The 22,246-nt window shown below is 70.1% G+C and carries 20 protein-coding genes; 12 read left to right on the top strand and 8 right to left on the bottom strand.

The window, feature by feature from the left end:
- Positions 1–25 precede the first annotated feature (25 nt).
- The 3 genes from ABH936_RS11175 to ABH936_RS11165 all read right to left on the bottom strand — a co-directional run bounded on the left by ABH936_RS11175 (position 26) and on the right by ABH936_RS11165 (position 2,979).
- Complete coding sequence (locus ABH936_RS11175) at positions 26–694, bottom strand: DUF1989 domain-containing protein (RefSeq protein WP_006946721.1); 669 nt, start codon at positions 692–694, stop codon at positions 26–28.
- Positions 687–2,120, bottom strand: a complete 1,434-nt coding sequence (gene gntA / locus ABH936_RS11170) for a guanitoxin biosynthesis heme-dependent pre-guanitoxin N-hydroxylase GntA (protein ID WP_081873556.1) — start codon at positions 2,118–2,120, stop codon at positions 687–689. Before gntA ends, ABH936_RS11175 begins: the two co-directional genes overlap by 8 nt.
- A gap of 163 nt (positions 2,121–2,283) precedes the next feature.
- Positions 2,284–2,979, bottom strand: a complete 696-nt coding sequence (locus tag ABH936_RS11165; RefSeq protein WP_081873557.1) for a response regulator transcription factor — start codon at positions 2,977–2,979, stop codon at positions 2,284–2,286.
- 149 nt (positions 2,980–3,128) lie between these two features.
- Here ABH936_RS11165 and ABH936_RS11160 point away from each other — a divergent pair, with 149 nt between their 5' ends.
- Both ABH936_RS11160 and ABH936_RS11155 read left to right on the top strand, forming a co-directional pair.
- Positions 3,129–3,611: a hypothetical protein gene (locus ABH936_RS11160; protein WP_051805544.1), complete on the top strand. Its 483-nt coding sequence runs from the start codon at positions 3,129–3,131 to the stop codon at positions 3,609–3,611.
- A 206-nt stretch (positions 3,612–3,817) separates the two neighbouring features.
- Positions 3,818–4,327, top strand: a complete 510-nt coding sequence (locus ABH936_RS11155; RefSeq protein ID WP_404603272.1) for a hypothetical protein — start codon at positions 3,818–3,820, stop codon at positions 4,325–4,327.
- A gap of 11 nt (positions 4,328–4,338) precedes the next feature.
- On the opposite strand, the gene ABH936_RS11150 is transcribed toward ABH936_RS11155, so the two are convergent.
- The 4 genes from ABH936_RS11150 to ABH936_RS11135 form a co-directional block, all read right to left on the bottom strand.
- On the bottom strand, positions 4,339–4,980 hold the full coding sequence (locus tag ABH936_RS11150; protein WP_404603327.1) for a HEAT repeat domain-containing protein: 642 nt from the start codon (positions 4,978–4,980) through the stop codon (positions 4,339–4,341).
- 209 nt (positions 4,981–5,189) lie between these two features.
- Positions 5,190–6,386, bottom strand: a complete 1,197-nt coding sequence (locus ABH936_RS11145; protein ID WP_038566724.1) for a zinc-dependent alcohol dehydrogenase — start codon at positions 6,384–6,386, stop codon at positions 5,190–5,192.
- Between the two features lie 112 nt (positions 6,387–6,498).
- Entirely contained in the window at positions 6,499–6,993 is a 495-nt protein-coding gene (locus ABH936_RS11140; protein ID WP_038566727.1) for a pyridoxamine 5'-phosphate oxidase family protein, read from the bottom strand.
- Positions 6,994–7,071: 78 nt separating this feature from the next.
- A complete protein-coding gene (locus tag ABH936_RS11135; RefSeq protein ID WP_281712459.1) occupies positions 7,072–8,082 on the bottom strand; it encodes an SDR family oxidoreductase in 1,011 nt (336 codons plus the stop codon).
- Positions 8,083–8,328: 246 nt separating this feature from the next.
- On the opposite strand from ABH936_RS11135, the gene ABH936_RS11130 reads away from it, so the two are divergent.
- The 10 genes from ABH936_RS11130 to ABH936_RS11085 all read left to right on the top strand — a co-directional run bounded on the left by ABH936_RS11130 (position 8,329) and on the right by ABH936_RS11085 (position 21,237).
- Entirely contained in the window at positions 8,329–10,410 is a 2,082-nt protein-coding gene (locus ABH936_RS11130; protein WP_038566729.1) for a catalase, read from the top strand.
- Positions 10,407–11,393 carry an acyl-CoA dehydrogenase family protein gene (locus ABH936_RS11125; RefSeq protein WP_235181990.1) on the top strand — a complete coding sequence of 329 codons (987 nt, stop codon included), beginning with the start codon at positions 10,407–10,409 and terminating at the stop codon, positions 11,391–11,393. Before ABH936_RS11130 ends, ABH936_RS11125 begins: the two co-directional genes overlap by 4 nt.
- Positions 11,393–13,102, top strand: a complete 1,710-nt coding sequence (locus ABH936_RS11120; protein WP_051805552.1) for a PIG-L family deacetylase — start codon at positions 11,393–11,395, stop codon at positions 13,100–13,102. The genes ABH936_RS11125 and ABH936_RS11120 overlap by 1 nt, the downstream gene beginning before the upstream one ends.
- Entirely contained in the window at positions 13,099–14,070 is a 972-nt protein-coding gene (locus ABH936_RS11115; protein WP_150112705.1) for a WcbI family polysaccharide biosynthesis putative acetyltransferase, read from the top strand. The genes ABH936_RS11120 and ABH936_RS11115 overlap by 4 nt, the downstream gene beginning before the upstream one ends.
- An 83-nt stretch (positions 14,071–14,153) precedes the next feature.
- Positions 14,154–15,335, top strand: a complete 1,182-nt coding sequence (locus ABH936_RS11110; RefSeq protein WP_150112706.1) for a glycosyltransferase family 4 protein — start codon at positions 14,154–14,156, stop codon at positions 15,333–15,335.
- Positions 15,332–16,651, top strand: coding sequence for a glycosyltransferase family 2 protein (locus ABH936_RS11105; protein WP_051805556.1), 1,320 nt, complete (start codon positions 15,332–15,334; stop codon positions 16,649–16,651). The genes ABH936_RS11110 and ABH936_RS11105 overlap by 4 nt, the downstream gene beginning before the upstream one ends.
- On the top strand, positions 16,648–17,451 hold the full coding sequence (locus ABH936_RS11100) for a glycosyltransferase family 2 protein (protein WP_047311137.1): 804 nt from the start codon (positions 16,648–16,650) through the stop codon (positions 17,449–17,451). The genes ABH936_RS11105 and ABH936_RS11100 overlap by 4 nt, the downstream gene beginning before the upstream one ends.
- Complete coding sequence (locus tag ABH936_RS11095; protein ID WP_404603271.1) at positions 17,448–18,842, top strand: glycosyltransferase; 1,395 nt, start codon at positions 17,448–17,450, stop codon at positions 18,840–18,842. The genes ABH936_RS11100 and ABH936_RS11095 overlap by 4 nt, the downstream gene beginning before the upstream one ends.
- The gene (locus ABH936_RS11090) at positions 18,842–20,365 is read left to right on the top strand and encodes a glycosyltransferase (RefSeq protein ID WP_404603326.1); all 1,524 of its coding nucleotides are present in this window, start codon (positions 18,842–18,844) and stop codon (positions 20,363–20,365) included. Before ABH936_RS11095 ends, ABH936_RS11090 begins: the two co-directional genes overlap by 1 nt.
- A complete protein-coding gene (locus ABH936_RS11085) occupies positions 20,365–21,237 on the top strand; it encodes a glycosyltransferase family 2 protein (RefSeq protein ID WP_051805565.1) in 873 nt (290 codons plus the stop codon). Before ABH936_RS11090 ends, ABH936_RS11085 begins: the two co-directional genes overlap by 1 nt.
- Before the next feature lie 191 nt (positions 21,238–21,428).
- On the opposite strand, the gene ABH936_RS11080 is transcribed toward ABH936_RS11085, so the two are convergent.
- Positions 21,429–22,246 (bottom strand): GNAT family N-acetyltransferase (locus ABH936_RS11080; RefSeq protein WP_404603270.1); only part of this gene is annotated, 818 nt, incomplete at its 5' end.

Below are 22,246 nucleotides of genomic sequence, written 5' to 3'. Positions count from 1 at the left end.
AGGAGACCGGTGCGACGTCAGCGCCTCAGCGCACCCGGTAGTCGATGGGTTTGCAGACGCCGGCGTTCGATTTCTCGGCCGAGCATGCCGTCAGCCCGACGAACAGGTCAGCTTCGGCGCGGATGGCGAAGACGTCACCCGCCTGCGTCGGCGGCGGGTCGATGTGCAGTTCACCGTCGGGGCTCGTCCACACGTCCATGAAGATGTTGAGCGTCGTGCCGATGTGGTCGGGCGCGACGCCGACGGGTTCGAGCGCGCCGCACAGGTTCGCGAAGCAACTCGGGTGCGGGGCGCCGTCGAACTCGGGGTAGAGGATGTCGAACGTCTGCTGGCTGCACGGCGTCACCGTCATGTCGTGGATGCCCACCGAGTCCGCGACGATCGTCGCCATGACGCTGCTGCGGTTGCTCCACAACCGGTGCCCAGTCGATGGGTACAACGTGTTGTTGTAGTCGACGGTGCGCCCCGCCGAGAAGCACTCGGCGATGTCGTCCTGCATGACGGCGTAGAAGTCGCTCACCTGCTCGCCACACGGGTCGACGACCTCGAGCACCTGACCGGCCGCCAGCGGCACGAGCACCCCCGTCTGCGGGGCGATGCGCGACCAACCGTCGGCGGGAGCTTCGGGGCCGCCCGCGTACGGCGGCCGCGGCGTCGGCGGGTGGGGGGAGCGCGGGCGTCGCGGGTCAGTCATCAGGATTCTCCTTCGAAGGGTGCGCGGTGAACGGGGCACGCCAGTCGTCCTCCACGTGCCGCCCAGAGTACTGACGCGCCTCCGACGAGCGTCCATGATCGGTGACGACCGGGTTGATCGAACCCTGCAACGCAGCATCGCGACGGCGGATCGCGTCGCGCATCCGGTCGAAGCCGCCGTCAGCTCGCAGCTGCTCGAACTGATCGTGCAGGTTGAACACGACCGTCGTCAGCGGAGCACGGCGCGCGATGCGCGAGGCCTGCGGATGCAACCCGACGAGGAAGAACGGCACGCCGCCGAGGCTGAAACTGAAGTGCGGTGACGTCGTGTCGGGCGACACGCGCTCGGCCCACGGCGCGTCGTCACGATCGTGCAATCGCTGCAGCATGCCCCACAGAAGGTTCTCGAACTCCCGCTCGTCGCCCGCCCGCGGGCGACGGAAGACGGCGATGAAAGAGCCGAACTCGCGCGGGCCACGCTCGATCGCGGCGAAGTCGGCCAGTTCAGCGCTGAGCGTTGAGAGACACGCGTCATCGGTCATGTCGTCGAAGACGCGGACGAGCGCGCCGTCGCGTTTCAGCGCCGAACGCGCTCCGAGGCACGGAAACCGAGGGTGCTCGATCATCGCGCCGATGACGTCGCGGATGGCTGCCTCGTCCGCGCCCTCGAGGCCCGCGTCGGCTTGTTCGGCGAGCCAGTCGGCGAGGTCAGGGGCCTGCGACTCGTCGTCATCGGTTGGGTGCGTCGACGAGCCGGATGATGAGGTGGGGGCCGCGGCTGGCGGCCAGTGATCGTCAGACACATGACCACCGTAGCCGCGCGCCAGACCCCACAACACGGCTTGAGGGCGCGTCTGCACGTCCATCGCGCGGTAGGCGCCTCTGATGTGCGACTTGATGCTGTTGACGCTCAGGTGCAGGCGCTCGGCGATCTGCGCGTTCGGCATGCCCGAGCAGATGAGATCGACGATCTGCGCCTGACGTGCGGTCAGCCCGTCGGAGGGGACGGTCGGCCGCGCGTCCGTGGGGGAGGGTCGAAGCACCGCGGGGCGGACGATTCGGCCCGCGACCACGTCATCGACCCCGGCGCGCAGATCGGCGGCGCTCGCCGACCGTCCGACGACTCCCGACGCGCCGCGCGCGAGGAGCCGGCTGATGGCGGCCTCGTCGGTGTGCAGCGACGACACGAGCAGCTTCGTCGTCGGGTTCGCGGCGTGCAGCGCGCGCAGTTGATCCCAGGCGTTGCGGTTGGGTTCGTTCCACTCGAGCACGGCGACGTCGGCATCGAGCGCGAAATCCTCGGCTCGCAGGCCCGGGCCACGCACGAGCACGAGGCGTGTCGCGACGCCGAACGCGTCGAGAGCCGCCATCGCGCCGCATCCGAACAGCTCGCTACGTGCGACGACGGCGACGGTGAGGCGGGGCACAGCTCTCCTTCGAGCGATCCGACGATCAAGGGTCGTGAGGTGTCGGTGGTGATGAGAAGTGTTGTCGCTCACCGTGTTTCGCGCCACACCCGCAAGGAGGTGAAGCGTCGGCTGCCTGATGGATCGCCGTTGCGCGGCGCCATGCTGGAAAGTGGTGAGCGCGTCAGGGCCGGCCGTCGACGTGCAGTCCGCGCGCGACGCCCCACAGCACCGCCTCGCTGCGGGAGGCGACGCCCATGGTGCGGTAGGCGGAGCGGATGTAGCTCTTGAGCGTGTTGAGGGAGACGTTGAGTTCGTGCGCGATCGTGCCGTTGGGCAGGCCGCGGCAGATGAGCGTGACGGCCTGCGCCTCTCGCTCGGTGAGCCCCTCGGCGCGCCCAGGCCACCAGTCGTCACCCAGCTCGACGGGGAACGCGGGGTCGACGACGCGCTCGCCGCGGGCGACGCGTTCGAGTGCGGTGACGAGCTCGTCGGCCGTCGCGTGCTTCGTCAGCACGCCCGCGACGCCGAAGTCGGTGAGCGCACCGACGTGCGCCTGCGGAGGGTCGTTGGTGTAGACGACGAGGCGCGCGACGGCGGCTGTGTCGCGCAGGCGCGCCAGCGTCGCCCACCCCGGCTCGGGGGCGGCGAAGCAGTCGAAGAGCGCGACGTCGGTGGGTTCGGTGGGCACGCCGCGGCTGCACGTCGCCTCGACGCGTGCGGCGTAGGGCGCGAGCAGTGCCTGAAAACCGGCCATGACGAGGGCGTCGTCGTCGACGAGGGTGACGCGCAATGCGCGGGGTGCGGGCGCGCACCTCGACTCCTCACCCGTCGCCAGACGGAGGTGTGCGGCTCCATCGGTGCTCGGATGGGACGACATGGGGATACCTTGCCAACATGTTGCGACACAAGGAAATCAACCATGACGAACTTCCGACATCCACCGTGTTGCGTCGGGCTGGTCGCGCGCACGGTGACCTCCTAGGCTGACGGTGACACCCGTTCTCGCAGACCTGCAGGAGGTCGATCATGGAATCGCGCGACAAGTTCGTCACCAGCTACGTCGCTCATCACTGGGCCGCATCGAAGGGCGGGCTCGACCTGTTCGAGCGCGCGTCGCGCTCGCAGAGTTCGGCGCGCACGCGGAAGGTGCTCGCGACGCTGACGCGGGAGATCGCCGAGGACCGCGCGCGCCTGCGCGTCATCGCCGACGCGCTCGGGGCGGGTGAGGCGCGGCTCGCGCAGCTCGCGCTGAGCGTCGGCGAGACCGTCAGCCGCGTGAAACTCAACGGCCGTTTCGTGCGCCGCTCGCCGCTGAGCGACGTGCTCGAACTCGAGGCGCTGCTGGCGGCCGTTCGTGGCAAGCGGGCCGGCTGGGAGGGCATGCGCGTGCTCGCGATCAACGATGCGCGCATCGACGTCGCCGAACTCGACGACCTCATCGTGCGCGCCGACAGCCAGATCGAACGCCTCGTCGCCGCCCATGCCGAAGCGGCCGCGACGCTGCGCTGAGCTGACATCCGCTGCGCTCCGCTGGCGAGCCGTCGGACGAGTCACCCCGCTGGATCGCGCGGGCGCCTCGCCCTGCCTGATCGCCCTGACGCGGCCTGACCCCAGCTGCCCAGGTTGGTCGGTGGTGTCGGCCATGTGTGGCGTCCCTCCCGAGGCGCTTTCATGGGCGCCACCTGCTGGCCAGTAAAAACAGGGGTCATTCAAGTATGGCGCGCACCACAGGGCATGCCGCCGCTACATTCGAGGTGAAGTTCATCAGCACCCTGCTGTGCAACGTCATCGACGGCGAGGTACACGGGGAGGGCCGACTGGACGTCGTCAACCCCAGCACCGGCCAGGTCGTCGCGACGTCGCCGATCAGCGGCGCCAGGGACGTCAACGCCGCGTTCGACGCGCCGGGAAGGCCGCGAAGACGTTACGGGCAGGTCAAGGTCACCGAGGTGGCGCGCAAGGCCGTCGCCGCGTTCATCGCGACCGTCGTAGCCGGCCCCAGAACGCACAGCCGTGCCAACGTCGGCATCGACGAGCCCCGCACCGACGGCGACAGGCCGGCCTGGTACTGCGCGGCCCCAGGTGTTGTGATTCCAAGCTCCGGGGGAGCGGGCGGCCGCTGCGTCACCTTCGACGATGGGATGGCGGGTGACTCACGGGTCGGCGCGCGTAGTTGCGTGCCTACCCGTGAGTTACCCGCTCTCCCGTCGTATGGCCGGGGGTAGGGCCGACGCGCTCAACCCATCGCGACGATGCGTTTGGCTTCCTCGACGGCGCCGTCGAACGCGAGCTCGGGGCGGGTGCGCAGCAGGTCGGTCGCGCGAGCATGTTCGGTGACGGCCGCGTCTTGGCTCCGGATTACCGACCTGACCGCTGGGACGGCGGCGTCGCCGAGACCGAGCAATGCGACGCTCAACGCCATCTGCGTGCCGGCGTCACCACGGCCGAACTCCTTGACCAATTCGTCAGCGAGAGAGCCATGTTGACTCTGCGGGGCCAGTGCGGCGGCCGCGCGCCAAGCGGTGCGGGCGAGATCGTCGTCGGCGTCGTGCAGGAACTCGGACGTGATCCAGGGCCATGCGCGCTCGTCGCCGACCTTCGACAGCACGTGCAACGCCTGCGTGCGCGCCTGGATGTTCTTCGACGCCAGCTCGCGCTGAACGCGCGGCAGGACGTCGTCAGCCGGCAGGCGCGTCAGCGCCCAGGCGAGGGTTTCGCGGACGAAGAAGTCGGGCTCGACGCCGCAGCGACGCACGAGCGTCTCCAGCAGGTCGGGATGCGGATGTGTGCCCGCCGCCATCGCGGCCTGCAACCGCACCGACTGATCCTGCACGTCGAGGGCGCGGGCGATGTTCGCGGCGTACTGCTCGGGCGTCATGCTCACTGCAGCGCCCGTCGCGCCCGCACTATTCCGCGCACCATTCCAGGCGGCGCCGCCTGGACGTAGAACGCACGATGGCGGGTAACTCACAGGTCGGCGCCTAACCGCGCGCCTACCCGTGAGTTACCCGCCATCCTGTGGTGGCCGGGCGGCCTGGTGGCCCAGCGTCTCGGTGGACGCCGACCCGATCCCAGACCGTCAGTGCGTCAGGGCTTGAGGACGACCTTCTGGCAGCCGTCCTGCTTCTTCTGGAACACGTCGTACATCGTCGCCGCCTCGTCGAGCCCGACGCGGTGCGTCGCGAGCTGCTCGACGCCGAACGGGTCGGCGTCGACGAGCACGTCGCGCAGCTCGTCGGTCCACTGCTTGACGTGGCACTGGCCCATGCGCATCGCGATGCCCTTGTCGAACATCTGCATCATCGGCATCGGGTCGAGCGCGCCGCCGTAGACACCGGAGACGGAGACGGTGCCGCCGCGGCGGACGCTGTCGATCGCGGCGTGCAGCGCGGCGAGACGGTCGACGCCGGCGCTCTTCGCAAGCGGCTCGGAGATCGCTGACGGCAGCTTGCTGACCGCTGTGATGCCCACGCCGGCAACGGGATTGCCGTGCGCCTCCATGCCGACGGCCTCGACGACGCCGTCGGCACCGCGCCCGTCCGTCAGGTCGCGCACGGCGTCTCCGACGGCGCTGACCTGCGAACCGTCGAGGTCGTCGAGGTTGATGGTGCGCGCGCCGCGGGCCTTCATGCGCTCGAGGCGCTCGGGGATGCGGTCGACCACGATGACGTCCTCGATGCCCAGGTACTGCGCGCTCGCGACGGCGAGCTGGCCGACCGGCCCGGCACCCATGACGGCGAGGGTGTCGCCGGGGCGCACGTCGGCCCACTTCACGCCCTGCCACGCCGTCGGCAGGATGTCGGACAGGTAGAGGTAGCGCTCGTCGTCGCCGGCGTCGGGCACCTTGATCGGCCCGAAGTCGGCGTGCGGAACGCGCACGTACTCGGCCTGGCCGCCCGGCACCGCGCCGTAGAGGTTCGTGTAGCCGAAGAGGCTCGCTCCGGTGCCCTGGTCGACGTTCTGCGTCGTCTCGCACTGCGCGAACAAGCCTCGGCTGCACATCCAGCAGTGCCCGCAGGAGATGTTGAACGGGACGACGACGCGGTCGCCGGGCTTGATGGAGGTGACGCCCGAACCGACCTCCTCGACGATGCCCATGAACTCGTGGCCCAGCACGTCGCCCTTGTTGAGGAACGGCGCGAGGACGGTGTAGAGGTGCAGGTCGGAACCGCAGATCGCGGTCGAGGTGACGCGCACGATCGCGTCGGTGGGCTCCTGGATGCTCGGGTCGGCGACCTGCTCGACCGAGACCTTGCCCTGGCCCTGCCAGGTGAGTGCTCGCATCAGTTTCTCCTGGAGAGGATCACCGCGACGTGCGGCGATCGGGTGGTGGGGATGGGGTGGTGGGGAGCGTGGTGCCGGGAGCCGCCGCGCGTCGGTTCGGCTCCCGGGTTCATCACAGCTCGGTCGTGGCGCTCTGGCCCTTCGGACGCTCGCCGCTGACGCGCGCCTTGACGATGCTCGCGAGCGCGGAGGCCTTGCCGCCGGGCTGGCCCCAGAACTGCGCGGACTCGCTGACGACGCGCACGAGGCCCAGGTCCGGGTCGTCCTTACCGCCGTCGTACCAGGCGGCGACGTCGTCGCTCCACAGCTCGTCGATCTTGGCGCGGTCGTCGACGAACTCGACGCGGCCCGCGACGGACAGCCACGAGCCGAGGTGCGCGAACGACAGGTTGACGCGCGGGTTGCTCTGCAGCGCCTGCGCCTGCTCGGTGCCGAGGCCGACGAAGAACCACACGTCGGCGTCGTCCGTCACCTCCTGCGGCGTCATCGGGTGGCTGTGCAGGGCCCCGTCGACTGCGATCGAGGTGAGCATGACGAAGCGCTCACCACGCATGATCTCGACGACCTGCTCCTGCGAGATGTCGGACTTCGGGGTTCCAGCAGACATGGTGCGTGCCTTTCGTCGGGGGTCTCGGATGGTCGGGTGGTTGGGTTCAAATCTTCGGGTGGCGCGACCCGGGGCCTCTCAACCCTCGGGTTCGAGGTTGCTGCGCGACGCGCGATCACCGAGCGTCGTGAGGAGCTTGACGAATCGTCCGGCCTTCGGTGCGAGCTTCGATCCGGGGACAGGCGTCGTCGCACCGGGAACGGGCCCGGGCAGCGCACGCCCCACGAGGCCCATGACGCGCGTCGTCACACCCGGCATGACGCCGTGGACGCGCGCGCCCAGCTTCGCGGCGGGCGTGAGGATGACGTACGGCTTGCCGGCGAGGACGCCGTCGACCATGCGTCGCGCGGCCTTCGTCGCGTCCATGCTGACGAACGGCAGCGACGCGGCGGGCGCAAACCACGCGTATTCGGCCTGCGCGTTGCCGTAGAACTGTGCGGCCGTGTGCGAGCCGGTGCGCATCAACCCCGGGGCGATGACGGTGGCGCTCACGCCCGTGCCGGCGAGCGACGCGGCGAGGCCCTCGGTGTAGCCGACGGCCGCGAACTTCGCCGTCGAGTACGCGAGCAGGTGCGGTGCGCTCAGCAGGCCGCCGATGGAGGTGACGACGCCGAAGCGCCCGCGCCCGCGTTCGCGCATGCCGGGGACGACGGCGTCGGAGAGGTTGATCGGCCCCCACGCCATGATGTTCATCGCGCCTTCGATGTGCTCGTGCGTCGTGTTCTCGGCCGGGCCGACCTCTATGACACCGGCGACGTGGATTGCGACGTCGATCGGGCCGTGCTCGCCCTCGACCTGGGCGACGGCTCGAGCCACCCCGTCGCGATCACTCACGTCCATGACGATCGTCGAGACGGCACTGCGCGCGTGGCCGTGGGAGACAAGCGTGTCGGCGGCCTTCGCCAGGGCGTCGGCGGAGCGAGATGCGAGGACGACGCGGTGCCCGGCGTCGGCGAGGGCGGTGGCGACGAGAAAACCCAGCCCGCGCGAGGCTCCCGCGACGAGTGCCAAGGGCTTCTCTGACGAAGCCGATACATTCTGGTTCGGCGAACTGACCGGGTGATCCGACTGGCTGCGCGACGTCTCCATGAGTTTCACCCTAGAGTCGATCCCTAATTTTTCCAATGGGTTTCGCCTCTCACACCGAGTCGTCACCCACACGGGTGCCCGGCGGCTCATGTCCCGTCAGCGCCCTGGGCCTCGCTGCGATCCTTGTCCACATCTGCGATTTTCGTCCACATCCGTAGGGGCGTGGTGAGAAGGGGTGCGGTGGCCATACTCTCCGACATAGGGTCGAGAGGCCATGATCGAACGACCACCAGCATGAGGAGAGCCATGAGCGACAACGAGCGCACCACGAGCCCCGACACGCGCGGCACCGGGGACGAGCTGCACCAGGGGGTGAGCGGTGGCAACGCCATGACGACGTCGCAGGGTATTCCGGTGACCGACGACCAGAACCAGCTGCGTGCGGGCGACCGCGGCCCGTCGCTGCTGCAGGATGCCGCGTTCCGCGACAAGATCATGCACTTCGACCACGAGCGCATCCCGGAGCGTGTTGTCCACGCCCGCGGCTACGGCGCGCACGGCGTGTTCGAGAGCTACGACGACCACAGCGGCCTCACGGCCGCCTACCTGTTCGGCAAGAAGGGCCGTCAGACGGAGACGTTCGTTCGTTTCTCGACGGTCGCCGGCAACATGGGCTCCGCCGACCTCGCGCGCGACGTCCGTGGCTTCGCGACGAAGTTCTACACCGAGGAGGGCAACTGGGACCTCGTCGGCAACAACATCCCCGTCTTCTTCATCCAGGACGCGATCAAGTTTCCCGACCTCGTGCACTCGGTCAAGGAGGAGCAGGACCGCGGTTGGCCGCAGGCAGCGAGCGCGCACGACACGTTCTGGGACTTCATCTCCCTCATGCCCGAGTCGACGCACATGGCCCTGTGGGCGATGAGTGACCGCGCGATCCCGCGCAGCTTCCGCTTCATGGAGGGCTTCGGCATCCACACCTTCCGCTTCGTGACGGCCGACGGCAAGAGCTCGTTCGTCAAGTTCCACTGGAAGCCCGTGCAGGGCATGCAGTCGGTGGTCTGGAACGAGGCCGTCAAGATCAACGGCGCCGACGCCGACTTCCACCGTCGTGACCTGTGGAACGCGATCCAGAGCGGCGACTTCCCCGAGTACGAGCTCGGTGTCCAGGTGTTCGACGACGCGTTCGCCGACAGCTTCGACTTCGACGTGCTCGACTCGACGAAGATCATCCCCGAGGAGATCGTCCCGATCCGCCCGCTCGGCAAGATGACGCTCAACCGCGTCGTCGACAACGTCTTCTCCGAGACGGAGCAGGTCGCGTTCATGACGCAGAACGTCGTGCCCGGCATCGACTTCACGAACGACCCGCTGCTGCAGGGCCGCAACTTCAGCTACCTCGACACGCAGCTGTCGCGCCTCGGCTCGACCAACCACACGCAGCTGCCCGTCAACGCGCCGAAGTGCCCCGTCGCGCACTTCCAGCGTGACGGTCACATGCAGTTCGCGCACCAGAGGGGCCGCGCCAACTACGAGCCGAACGGCTTCTCGGGTGACGACCGTGGCCCGCGCGCGCTGACGACGTTCCAGCCGGACACGTACCCGACGAAGGTCGAGGGTGAGGCGCGCCGTCTGCGTGCGGAGTCGTTCGCCGACCACTACAGCCAGGCCAATCAGTTCTGGAAGAGCCAGACGGAGGTCGAGCAGAAGCACATCGTCGACGCGTTCGCGTTCGAGCTCGGCAAGTGCGAGATCCCCGAGATCCGCACGCGCATGCTCGGCAACCTGCGCAACGTCGACGAGTCGCTCGCGCAGCGCGTCGCCGACGAGCTCGCGATGGAGCTGCCGGAGGCCTCGCCCGCGAAGGTGGCGCCGCGTCACGACCTGCCCGTCTCCGACGCGCTGAGCATCGTGAAGAACGGACCCGACAGCTTCGCCGGCCGCAAGATCGGCGTCGTCGTCAGCGACGGAACCGACGCCGACCTGCTCGCCGCGGTGCGTTCGGCCGCCGAGGCCGAGGGCACGGTCGTCGAGATCGTCGCGAAGGCCGTCGGTGGCGTCACGCTGTCGAACGGTGAGAAGCTCGCCGCCGATCACGCCATCGCCGGTGCGCCGTCGGTGCTGTTCGACGCCGTCGCGCTGCTGCCGTCGGCTGACGGTGCGGCGGCGCTCGGCAAGGTCGCCGAGGCTCGTGACTTCGTGACGGACGCCGTCGCGCACAACAAGTTCCTGGCCCTCGGCCCGGACGCGTCGGGTCTCATCGAAGCCGCGGGTGTGGCGTCGAAGAAGGACGACGGGTTTGTCGACGTCAGCGACGCGGCCGGCGCGAAGGGCTTCGTCGAGACGTGCCGTGCGCTGCGCTTCTGGAAGCGGGAGCTCTCCGCTTGAGCGAACCCTCTCGTGCGCTGTGCCGCCCCGATATCCCTGCTGGGGACGTCGGGGCGGCGCTTGCCGCTGCCGGTGAATTCGCTTCCGCCGCAGCGGCGTTGGGCCGCGACAGCGCGGTGTATCTCGACACGCTGCGATCGCTCGGCGCCTTTGACCTGACGACGGCCCGCGTCATCGAACCGCACCTCGACGCGCTTGCGATCCTCGCCGAGGCGGGGGTTGCGCCGGGCGACGTGCTGCCCGGCGGTGGGGACGGCGCCTGGGGTGTGTTCGCGGCGCGGGCGCCGGGCCTCGCCGCGCGTCGCGAAGGTGACGGCTGGGTGCTCGACGGGGTGAAGCCGTGGTGCTCGCTCGGTGAGCAGTTGCCGCATGCGCTCGTGACGGCCGGTACGCCTGAAGGGCAGCGGTTGTTCGCCGTCGACCTCACGGATGCGCGGGTGCGCGGCGCCGAGGAGCCTTGGGTGTCGCGTGGGCTCGTCGCGATCCGTTCGACGTCGCTGACGTTCGACGCGATGCCCGCGACGCCCGTCGGGGAGCCAGGTTTCTACCTCGGCCGTGACGGTTTCGCGTGGGGTGGCATCGGTGTCGCCGCCGTCTGGGTGGGCGGCGTGGACGGCCTCGTCACAGCGGTTCGTGCGGCTGCGGGGCGGCGTGAACCCGATCAGATCGCGCTCATGCATCTGGGCCGGCTCGAGGTCATCACGTATCTGCTCGACGCGGTACTCGCCGACGCAGCCCGCGCGATCGACGGTGGAAACGCCTGCGGTGCAGCGGGTCTCGCGTTGTCGTCGCGCGTGCGAGCAGTCGTCGCCGATGCGGCGGAGCAGGCGCTGACGATCTGTGGCCACGCGCTCGGCCCCGGCCCGTTGACGAGCGACGAGACCCACGCGCGGCGCGTTGCCGACCTCGGCGTCTACGTGCGCCAGCACCACGCCGAACGCGACCTCGCCGCCATCGGCGCTGCCACGCTGGAGCGTCACTGATGCGCGGGATGCCCGCCGCGCCGGCCTCGTGGTCGTCGCGGGAGCCCGGCACGAGCGAACGCACGTGGTTGCGAGGGACGCCATGGGCGTCGCTTGGCCACCTCGACGTCGAAGCCCTCGCTGCCCGGTACAGCCGCGTCGTCGTCGTCGCGGCTCACCCCGACGACGAGACCCTCGCCGTCGGCGCATTCTTGGCGATGCTCGCGAACGCGGGGTTGCCCGTAGACGTCGCCCTCGTCACCGACGGCGAGGGATCGCACTCTGCGGCAACGGGATTGACATTCGAGGTCGTCCGCGAAGTCCGTCGTCGCGAGTTCGACGACGCTCTCGGTGTGCTGCTCGGCGGTGCGCTCGGGCGGGTTGAGCGCCTTGCGCTACCTGACGGCCGCGTCGCTGACCACCGTGCCGAACTGGCCGCTGCGCTGGAGCGCGTCGTGCGGGTAACTGCGGCGGAGGCATCCACGGTGTCGGACCAGTCGCCCTCGAGAGCGGTCGGCCGCGATGACGCAGCCACCGATGGGACCTCGACGGTGACGCCGTCGATGACGCCGGTGCGTGGGTCGGGAACTGAGCGGGTGCTCGTCGTCGCCCCGGCGGAGGCCGATGCGCACATCGACCACGACACGTGCGGAGCCGTGGCGCGGGACGTCGCGGCGCAGCTCGGGGCGGCGTGCGTCAGCTATCCGTTGTGGTGGTGGCACTGGGGCGACCCATCGTCGGTTGCCGAAACAGTCTGGGAGAGAAGCGTTCTCGCTGTCCCCGACGTCGCCTCGCTCCAGCGCAAACGCGCAGCCATCGCGGCGTACTCGTCACAGATCGGGACGTTCGCGCGCCCCGCAGCCGAGCCTGCGATGCTCGACGCCGGCGTCCTCGCCCACTTCGAACGTCTCGTCGAGACACTCTTCGACCCGGGCGGCGCGCTGCCCCGCGTCGCCTCGTCCGATGATGGACGCACGCCGGCGGCATCCTTCGACGCGATGTTCGAGGGCAGCGACGACCCGTGGGGTGTCGAGACGCGCTGGTACGAGCGGCGTCGCCGTGCCCTCATCGAGGCGATGCTGCCTGAAGAGCATCTCGGGCGCGTGCTCGATCTCGGATGCTCCACGGGCGTCCTGACGCAGGTGCTCGCCGAGCGCGCCGACGGCGTGGTCGCGGTCGACGGGAGCGCCCAGGCGCTGGCGCGCGCTCGTCGACGTGACGTCGACGGCGTCGACTGGCGCCACGCCGAACTGCCTTCTGTGCTCGATGAACTCGCCGACGAAGGGCAGCGGTTCGACACCGTCGTGCTGAGCGAGATCGGCTACTTCCTCGACGGCGCGACGCTGCTGGCGACCCTCGCCGGCATCGACGCACTGCTGCGCGATGACGGTGTCGTCGTCGTGGCGAACTGGCTGCACCCGACGCGTGACATCCCCCTCGACGGGCGTCTCGTCGATGAGCAGGTGCGCCTCGAGTGGCCGACGCTCGCGCGTTACGAAGACGACGACGTCGCCATCGTGGTCGCTCGCCCGAGCAACGGCGATGCCCCGACCGCCGCAACGGCCCCCGTGTCGCGCGACACCCGCGCCGTCCTGCGAATCCCGTCCACATCGGCGAATCCTGTCTACACCGGCGATTTTCGTCCACATTCGTCGACTGACGGCGAGCGCGGCATTGGCGCCGTCAGCGGCGAAAGTGCCAGAGATGACGTCGAAGGAGAGGCCTCATGACAGTGCCTGCCGTCGAGGCGACGCCTCGCAACCTGCACTACGGCGAGTTCTACGGTCTCACCGACCCCGTGCCGACGGCCGATCCTGACGGCCGCCCGGTGCTCGCCGTCCACGGCAACTGCCAGGCGGAGTCGCTGCGCGTACTTCTCGACGGTCGGTACGGCGATCGCATCCGCACGATCCGCCTCGTCCCGGCGCACGAACTGGTCGCCGATGACGTGCCGCACCTGCATCGCACCCTCGCGCAGGCCCAGTACCTCGTCACACAACCCGTCGCCCCCGGGTATCGCGGCCTGCCCGTCGGCACGGAAGAACTGCTCACGGCGGCGCCGCACGTCAGGTCGACGATCGTGCCCGTCATGCGGTGGGCGGGGCTGCACCCGGCGCAGGTCATCGTCCGCACGCCCGCGGGCGAGCCGCCGATCGTGCCGTATCACGATCTGCGCGTCATCGCGGCGTGCCGCCGAGCGGGTGACCACGCGGCTCGTGTGACGAGCGCCGACCTGCCGCAGCTCGACGAGCGCGCCGTCGGTGCCCTGCGCGACGCATCCCTCGCCGAGCTGACGCGGCGCATCGAGGCGCACGGCGCCGTCGACATTCGTGATGCCCTCACGCGCCCTGGACGGCGCAGCGTCCACGTCATCAACCACCCGACGAACGACGTCCTCGTCGAGGTCGCCGACCGCATCGCGGCCGCCCTCGACCTCGGCGCACCCCGCGAGTACGACCCTGGCCGGTCGCTGCTCGGCGCCCTCGTCGCGCCGATGGACGAGCGCGCCGCCGCGTTCGCGCAGGTGCCGATGAGCGATGACGACGTCGCCCGCGTGTGGCAGGTGCGCGGTCAGGCGGTGGGCGAGGACGAGCTCGTCGCCGCCCACGCCACGTGGTACGCCGAGCACCCGCAGGCACTCGCGGACGCGGTGCGTCGACATGCGACGTTGCTCGAGATCGTGGACGGTGACGTGTGAGCGCCGCACCGAGCGGCGATGCGTTCGAATATCCGACAGACGTCAAGATGACGAGAAGCGCCGTCGCACATGACAATACGAGGATGACGACGACGCGCCCGGCGAGCACTGCCGCTGAGGACCCCCGCAGCGCGCACGTTGCATCGGGTGATGCGGCTGCAACCGTCGACCACCTCCTGCTCGGCCCGCCCGAGCACGGGGTGACGCGCCACGGGGCGGCTCTCGCCGGTGCGCGCCGCACGTCGATGCTCGACGTGGGGACCGGCGCGCATGACCTCGCGGCGTACCTCGCGCGCGATGCGGGGCCCGTGCATGTTCACCTCACCGACGCGCTGCTCGGCGCCGACCACCGGGCGATCGAAGCCGGGGTGCGCGCGATCGAGGGCGCCGCGCGGCCCGTGCACGTCACGCTTCACGACATTCCGCAGCCCGCCGAGGGGCAGGCGCGCTACGAACGTCGCGCTGCGCTGTATGCGCGCATCGTCGCGGCCGCCGCGTCTGTTCAGGTGTGCAGCGAGGCCGAACGCGCGATGCTGGGTGACGTCGTCGCGGCGCCTGCCGGTGACGCTGACAGCGCCGCTCGGGGTTTCGGCGACGCCGATGTCGCTGGCGTCGGTGTCGTCACGTTGCCGGTCGATGCACGACCGAGTGCAACCGCGGCGGGCGACGCGGTGCTCGCCCTGGGCGATGACGCGCCCGTCGGCGTCCTCGGGTTCGTCCACCCGGGCAAGGATCCGCAGTTGGCACTCGATGTTGCCGCGGCGCTGGGTCGCGACCTCGTCATGCTCGGCGCGGTCGTCGAGGGGCACGAGGGCTTCGTCGACGACTTGCGCCGCGACGCGAACGCGCGGGGAATCGAACTGCGCGTTCTCGGGCACCTGAGCGAGGACGAGATGGACGCCGCGATCGCGACGATCGCCGTGCCGCTCGCGGCCTACCGTCACATCTCTGCGTCGGGTTCGATCGGCCGATGGATCGGCGCCGGTCGCCGGCCAATCACGCTGGCGACGCCGTGGGTCACCGAACTGTCGACGGCGGCACCCGGTTCGGTGACGGTCGTCGAACCTTCTACTGATGCAGGCGAATCGGGCGATCGTGATGGTGTGATCGATGTTCTCGTCGATGCCGCCCGGGCGGCGCTGAGCGACCCGATGGTGACCGTGACGAACCCGTCGCATCCCGGCTTGCTCACGACGCCGGACGCCGCGCGTCGCCAGAGCGAACTGCTCGCCGCGCACCTGCCGCCCCTGCGTGGTGTCGGGTGAGCGGGAACGCTCGCGCGGGCGAGCAAGGGGCTGACCTGAGCGTGGGTGACGGGCGCGACGTCGACGTCGTCGTCACGCATTTCGAAGACCCGCAGCGTCTGCGATGGGTTCTGGATTCCCTAGCGGCGCAGGATGATTCGTCGCTGCGCCTCCACATCGTCGTCGCGGATGACGGTTCGGCCACCCCGCCGAGCGTGCCCGACGGCGTCACGCTCCTGCGACAGGCGAACGAGGGCTTCCGCGCCGCGGCGGTGCGCAATCTCGGCGCGCGCGCCGGGTCCTCACCGGTCGTCCTCTTCCTCGACGGCGACACCGTGCCGACGCCCGGCTACTGTGCCGCGATGGTCGACGCCTTGCGAGAGGCGTCGCGCGAGGCGCCTGGCGCCGGCGCCCTCGTCGTCGGAGCCCGTCGGCATGCCGATCTCAGTGCCGTCGCCGCGCGGGGTGACGGCGTCGTGTCCTGGTGTGCGGCAACCGATCCCGAGGCGCCGGTCGACGGTGACGTCCTCGCCGCACCCCAGTGGCTGCGCCACGGCTACGCGCGCACGAACGACCTGCGTGACGCCGGCGACGGCGACTGGCGGCTCGTCATCAGCGCCGTCATGGGCATGACTCGCGTCGCGTTCGAACGACTCGACGGGTTCGACGAGAGCCTCGTCGGGTACGGCGGCGAAGACTGGGATCTCGCCTATCGCGCCTGGAACACCGGCGTCGCCCTGCGTCATGCGCCGGCCGCGGTGGCCTGGCACGACGGCCCCGACGCGGGGGAGCGAGCCGATCTCGCGCAGCTCAAGGAGGGCGAGCAGCTCGCGCTCGCTGCCCGCATTCCACAGCCAGACGTGCGGGGGCGCCACGGCATCTGGCGCGCCCCGCGTGTCGTCGTGTTCTGGCGGCCGACGCGAACGGTGGCACCGAGCGGCGAGTACGCCGCCCTCGAGTCGTGGCTCGCGCTCGCGGACGTCGGGATCTGGTGCGGTGAACGCCGCCCCGACGTGCTCGCCGATGACCCTCGCGTGTGCGCCGGCGAACCGTCAGACGAGGTTCTGCAGCGCGCTGAGTTCATCGTCGACGTCATGCAGCCGTGCGTTCTGCGCGATGCCGAGGGTCTGCTCGCAGCGTGCGACGGCGCGCCATGGGTGAGCGCCGGCGTGACGGCGGCGCGCACCCGTCATCGGACGAATGTGGACGAAAATCGCAGAAGTGACAGGGCCGCTGGGCCGGTCGAATCGCACGCGGACGCGTCACCGATCGTCGAAACCGTTCCCGCAGACGGGCCCCTCGACCTCGAGGCCTGGGGCCGACGGAGGTGGTCATGAGCGAGCGCACCTATCCGTGCGTGACACGTGCGCTCACTCGCAGCCGTGACGGTTCGCCTCGCCCTGCTCTCGCCGGCGCCACTGTCATCGTGCCTGCGCGTGACGAAGAGCAGGCGCTTCCGCACTGCCTCACGGCGCTCGAACGAGCGCTCGTCGAGGTTGCTCATCTCGCGCCGGCGATGACGTTGCGTGCGTGCATCGTCCTCGACACGTGCACCGACGACAGCGAGGCCATCGTGCGTGCCTTCGCGGGCGCGGCGGCGCACCGCGGGCAGTTCAGCGTGGAGCCGCTCGTCGTCACGGCGGGGAGCGTCGGGCGAGCGCGTGCCGCGGGAGTGCGCTGCGCGCTCGAATGGGCGGAGCGTGACGGCATCGATGCCGACGCGCTGTGGCTCGCGTCGACCGACGCCGACACGCACGTCCCGCCGCACTGGCTGAGCGCCCACATCGCGACGGCCAACGCCGGCGCCGACGCGTACGTCGGCACCGTCGAACCGGACGCGGCTCTCACCGGCGCGCGGCGCGCAGAGTGGATGGAACGACACCATCTGCGGGAGGGGCATCCTCATGTGCACGGCGCGAATCTCGGCGTGCGCGCCTCTGCTTACCTGCGGGTCGGCGGGTTCGCGCCGCTGTCGCTGCACGAGGACGTAGACCTCGTCGAGCGGCTGCGCGCCGAGGACGAGCGCCTCGTGCGGGCGGCCGATGACGCGCGCGTCGTCACGTCGAGCCGTCTCGACGGGCGAGCTGTCGGCGGGTTCGCGACGTATCTGGCCAACCTGCGAGGAGGAGTCGCATGACGTCGCTGCGCATCGCCGTGCTCGCCACGAACCGCAACCCGTTGAGCGAGCCGTTCGCCGGCGGCCAGGAATCGCTGACGGCGGCGCTCGTCGCCGGGTTCCGTCGGCGCGGCCACCGCGTCGTGCTGTTCGCGGCCGAGGGGACGCCGGCCGATGTGGCAGACGAGGTCGTGGTGTACCCGGCGCTGCCGCGGTTCTCGGCGGTTGCCGCGCTCGACCCGCAGCTGCCGGAGAAGCCGTTTCTCGACGACCATCACGCGTTCACGTTCGCGGCTGCCGAACTGGCGCGCCGGGATCGTGCCGGTGAGCTCGACGTCGTCGCCAACCACAGCCTGCACCACCTGCCGATGTCGCTGTCGCGCGCCTACGACGCGCCGGTCGTCACGACGTTGCACACGCCGCCGTTTCCGTGGATGGAGCTCGGCGCGGCCCTCGCCTCGCCGGCGTCGCGGTTCGTCGCGGTGTCGAAAGCCCTCGCGGCGCAATGGTCGACGCTGACGCGGCAGGTCGTGGCGAACGGTGTCGACGAGTCGCGTTTCGTCCTCGGGCCGGGCGCTGACGACGGCCGTCTCGCCTGGGTCGGTCGGATCACGCCGGAGAAGGCGCCGCATCTCGCGATCGATGCGGCGCGGGTGGCCGGGCGACGGCTGGCTCTCGTCGGGCCGGTCAGCGATGCGGCGTACTTCGAGGCGGAGATCGCGCCGCGGCTCGGGGGTGACGTCGAGCATCTCGGCGCGGTGCGGCCAGAGGAGGTCGCGAAGGTCGTCGGGCGGAGCGACGCGTTGTTCGCCACACCGGCATGGGAAGAGCCGTTCGGCCTCGTCGCCGTCGAGGGCGCGATGTGCGGGACGCCCGTCATCGCCCTCGCACGAGGTGGTCTCGTCGAGGTGGTGCGACCGGACATGGGTGTCCTCGTCGACGCGTCGACGAATCCGGTCGTGGATTCGTCTGAGCTCCCGGCAGGAGCCGTGATGGCGGCGCCCGACGACGTGCTCGTCGCCCGACTGGCCTCTGCCGTCACCGAAGTCGACGCTCTCGATCGCGCGGCGGTGCGCGAGAGCGCCGTCCGCCATTTCTCTCTCGATGCCTGCATCGACGGGCATCTCGCGGTGCTGACGGAGGCGGCTGACGCGGCGCGCCGTTCGCAGCCTGCGTCGGGCGCGCGATCCGTCGAACGTCACACACCGCTGGACCCGCTCCCGAGCGACGCCGACGCGCGGCGGCTCGTCATCCGTGAGGACATGAAGCCTCCAGCCGGGGTTCGTCCGGGCGTGAGCGCGCCGAACGGCACGGGCAGCGACGTTGCGGACCGTCCGTTGCTCCCGGGGGGCCTTTCGGGCGACAGCGTCTCAGGCGGCGCCCAACCGGACGCGACAGGGGCGATGTCGTGATGCGCATCGGTTACTACGTGCACCATCACGGGCGGGGGCACGCGACGCGGGCGGGCGTCATCGGCGCCGAACTGACGCGGCGCGGGTACGTCATCACCTATCTCGGCAGCGGCGCACTGCCCGACGGGGATCAGGTCGCGCTCGCGTCGGATGCCGATGAAGCGGATGCACCGTTCGTCGACCCCGATGCGGGTGGGCGTCTGCACTGGGCCCCGCTCGGCGGTGGCTACGCCGAGCGTTCGGCGCAGATCGCGGCGTGGGTGACCCAGGGGCGCCCGGACGTCGTCGTCGTCGACGTCTCTGTCGAGGTGACCGCTCTCGTGCGCCTGCTCGGCGTCCCCGTCGTCGTCGTGGGTCAGCCCGGGCGACGCGACGACGCACCGCATGCGCTGACGTTCGACCTGGCGGCGGTTGTGATGGCGCCCTGGCCGGCGCGGCTCGACGTCGCGCCGCACCTCGAACGCCATCGCGACAAGACGGTCGAAGTCGGTGGCCTGTCGCGCTTCGCGGGTCATGCTGCGGGGCCGAACGCTGCGGGCGGTGGTTCGTATGCATGTCCCTCCCCGAACTCCTCGGAAAGTGTTGCGTCAGGCCCGCGGGCGGCCGGTTCCCGCGATGCCGGCGGCTGCGGCGTCGCGGCGGACGTCTCGCAGAGCACTGCACCGGGCGCCGGATCCGGCGGTGCAGCAGTAGACGCTGCGGGAGGCCCTTCGCTGGGCGCACGGCGAGGGGCCTCGTCAGATGCCTTGGCGGGCAGCGATTCTGACGGTGCTGCGGTGAACGTTCCGGAGGGCCTTTCGGTGGGGATGCCGAAAGGGGCCTTCTCGGACGCGACATCGCGGGTCGCGCAAGAGATACCAAGGTTGCGTGGTGTGCTCCTCGTCGGCGGCGAGGGCTGGGACGACGCTGATCTTCCGGGCGCCGTCGAACGCGCTGTGCCGCAGGTCCATTGGCGGACGCCCGACGCCGACCACCCCGTCGAGGTTCTGCTCGCGACGGCTGACGTCGTCGTCACCCACGCGGGGCAGAACGCTCTTGCGGACGTCGCTGCCTTCGGTGTTCCTGCCGTCGTCGTGCCGCAGGAGCGTCCGTTCGACGAGCAGGCCGACATGGCTCGTGCTCTTGACGACGCCGGCATCGCGCGCGGGCTGACTCTGGGTGCGACCGCTGACGAGGTCGCTGCCGGCATCCGTGAAGTCCTCGCCGGGGACGACGAGCGATCGACCGGACGTGCGTGGGCGCGCTGGTGCGTCGACGGCGCTGTTGACCGCGCGGCTGACGTCATCGAGGCCGCTGCGCGCGGGGGCGTCGCTGACCTAGCCGCTGGAACTGACGCCGACGATCTGGGAGGCGCTGTGCGTGGGAGCAGGCACGGCATCGACGATGTTGCGCGCGCAGGTGTGGCAGAGCGAGGCGTCCGCGAAGCCGGGGGCGCTGCGCGTGGAGTCGTCGAGGGCGGCTCCGGCTGGCCAGCCGCTACCGGCGCCGAAACGCCCGCACTCGGAGATGGGACGATGCCGTGATGACCGACATGGGGTCGGGCCGGACGCTGCCCGTCGCCGTCGTCACTCCGGTGCGGGGGCGTCTGGAGCACCTCGTCAATCAGCGACGGTTCCTCGACGAGGTGGCGCCCGACGTGCGACACGTCATCGTCGCCGTCGACATGCCTGATCTGGGTGACGACCTGCGCGCGGCGGGCGTCATGGGTGAGAGCGTCAGCATCGTGCCCCTCGACGATCACCCGCTGGGCATGCCGACCGCGCGGGCCCGCAACGTCGGCGCGACGGCGGCACTCGATGATGGCGCGGAACTCATCGTCTTCCTCGATGTCGACTGCGTCCCCCTGCCCGGTTTCGTCGATGCGTCGCGTGACGCGCAGCGTCAGCTCGATGCTCGCGGCGAGCGTGCCGTGCTCAACGGCATCGTCACGTATCTGGGGGAGGACGATCGTCTCGACGGTGAATTCCCGGCGGCTGCAAGACGTTTCGTCGCTCCGCATGCTGCGCGCCCCGCGCCGTCGTCGGGTGCGGTCGAGGTCGACGACGACCATCGTCTCCTGTGGTCGCTCGCGTTTGCGCTCGATGCCGACGCCTGGCGCGCGTGCGGCGGTTTCGACGAGCGGTACGTCGGGTACGGCGCGGAGGACACCGACTTCGGCATGCGGGCCCGTGACGCGGGCCTGCGGATGGCGTGGGTCGGCGGCGCGCACGCGTTGCATCAGTGGCATCCGAGCGCGAACCCGCCGCGCCATCACGTCGTCGACATCGTGCGCAACGCGAACCTCTACCGCGAGCGGTGGGGCACCTGGCCGATGGAGGGCTGGTTGCAGGCGTTCGCCGACGAAGGCCTCGTCGAGTGGACCCCTACGTCGTTGTCCCTGGCGTCGCCGCATTGAGCCTTGCGGTGTGCCCGAATGTGGACAGGATTCGCAGGCCTGTCCGAGAATCGCGAATGTGGACGAAAATCGCAGTTGTACACGGCGCGCCGGGGCCATCCTGCGATCTACGTCCCCATCTGCGAATCCCGTCCACATTCGTACCGCGGGGTGACGCATCGCCACCGAGACGAAGAGCGCGGACGGGCCGACTACGCGCCGTCGCCGCCGCCGCTCCGCGGGGAGGCCTCAGCCTGGGCGCTTTCATCGACGCGGATGCGGCTGTACATGAACATGTCCTTGCGCGAATCGCCCACCTGCTGCCAGGAACGCAGCAGTCCTTCGCGTTCGAAACCACAGGCCTCGGCGCAACGCCATGACGCCTCATTCCACGGCTCGACGTAGAGCTCGAGGCGGGCCACGTCTTCGAGCGTCTCGGCCCAACCGCTCAGGATGGCGAGTGCGCGCTTCGCGTAGCCGCGTCCCCGGAACGCCGGCGCCAGCCAGTACCCCGTCGAGGCACGCCCCTGGTGGATGGAGCTGAGCCACAGGCCGATGTTGCCGATGCACTGATCGTGCTGGTCGGTGATGGCGAAGGAGTACCCGGCGCCGGTCCGTAGTCGCTCGTGCTGACGCGCTATGTAACTCAGCGCGTCGTCATGGGAACCGCTCGCGGGGACGGTCGTGATGAGGGGAATCAGCGGGTCGCGGGCAACGCTGCGAACCAGATCCACGTCATCGTTCACGAAAGCGCGAAGGGTGACACGTCCGTCCCCCAGGTTCGGCAGTTCGGCGGGGAGCATGGTCTCACTCTCTCCCCATCGGCGATCAGCGGCAACTGGATGACATGCCGAAGGCTCAGGATGCGCGGTCAGGGGGTGAGTCTCGCGATACGGTCGGGAAGTTGCCTCGCGGTCTTCGTCCGTGCTGCACATTGAAGCGCCCTGAGTTTGTTGGAGACTCCTGACCTTGGAAACGAGGATGGGGTTATGCCGAAGGAACTGGCGAATGGGAAGCCGACGACGCGTCG

It is taken from the genome of Dermacoccus sp. GAS27A (assembly GCF_044909235.1).
GTDB lineage: Bacteria > Actinomycetota > Actinomycetes > Actinomycetales > Dermatophilaceae > Dermacoccus > Dermacoccus nishinomiyaensis.
This window is presented reverse-complemented; position numbering and strand designations above follow the sequence as displayed.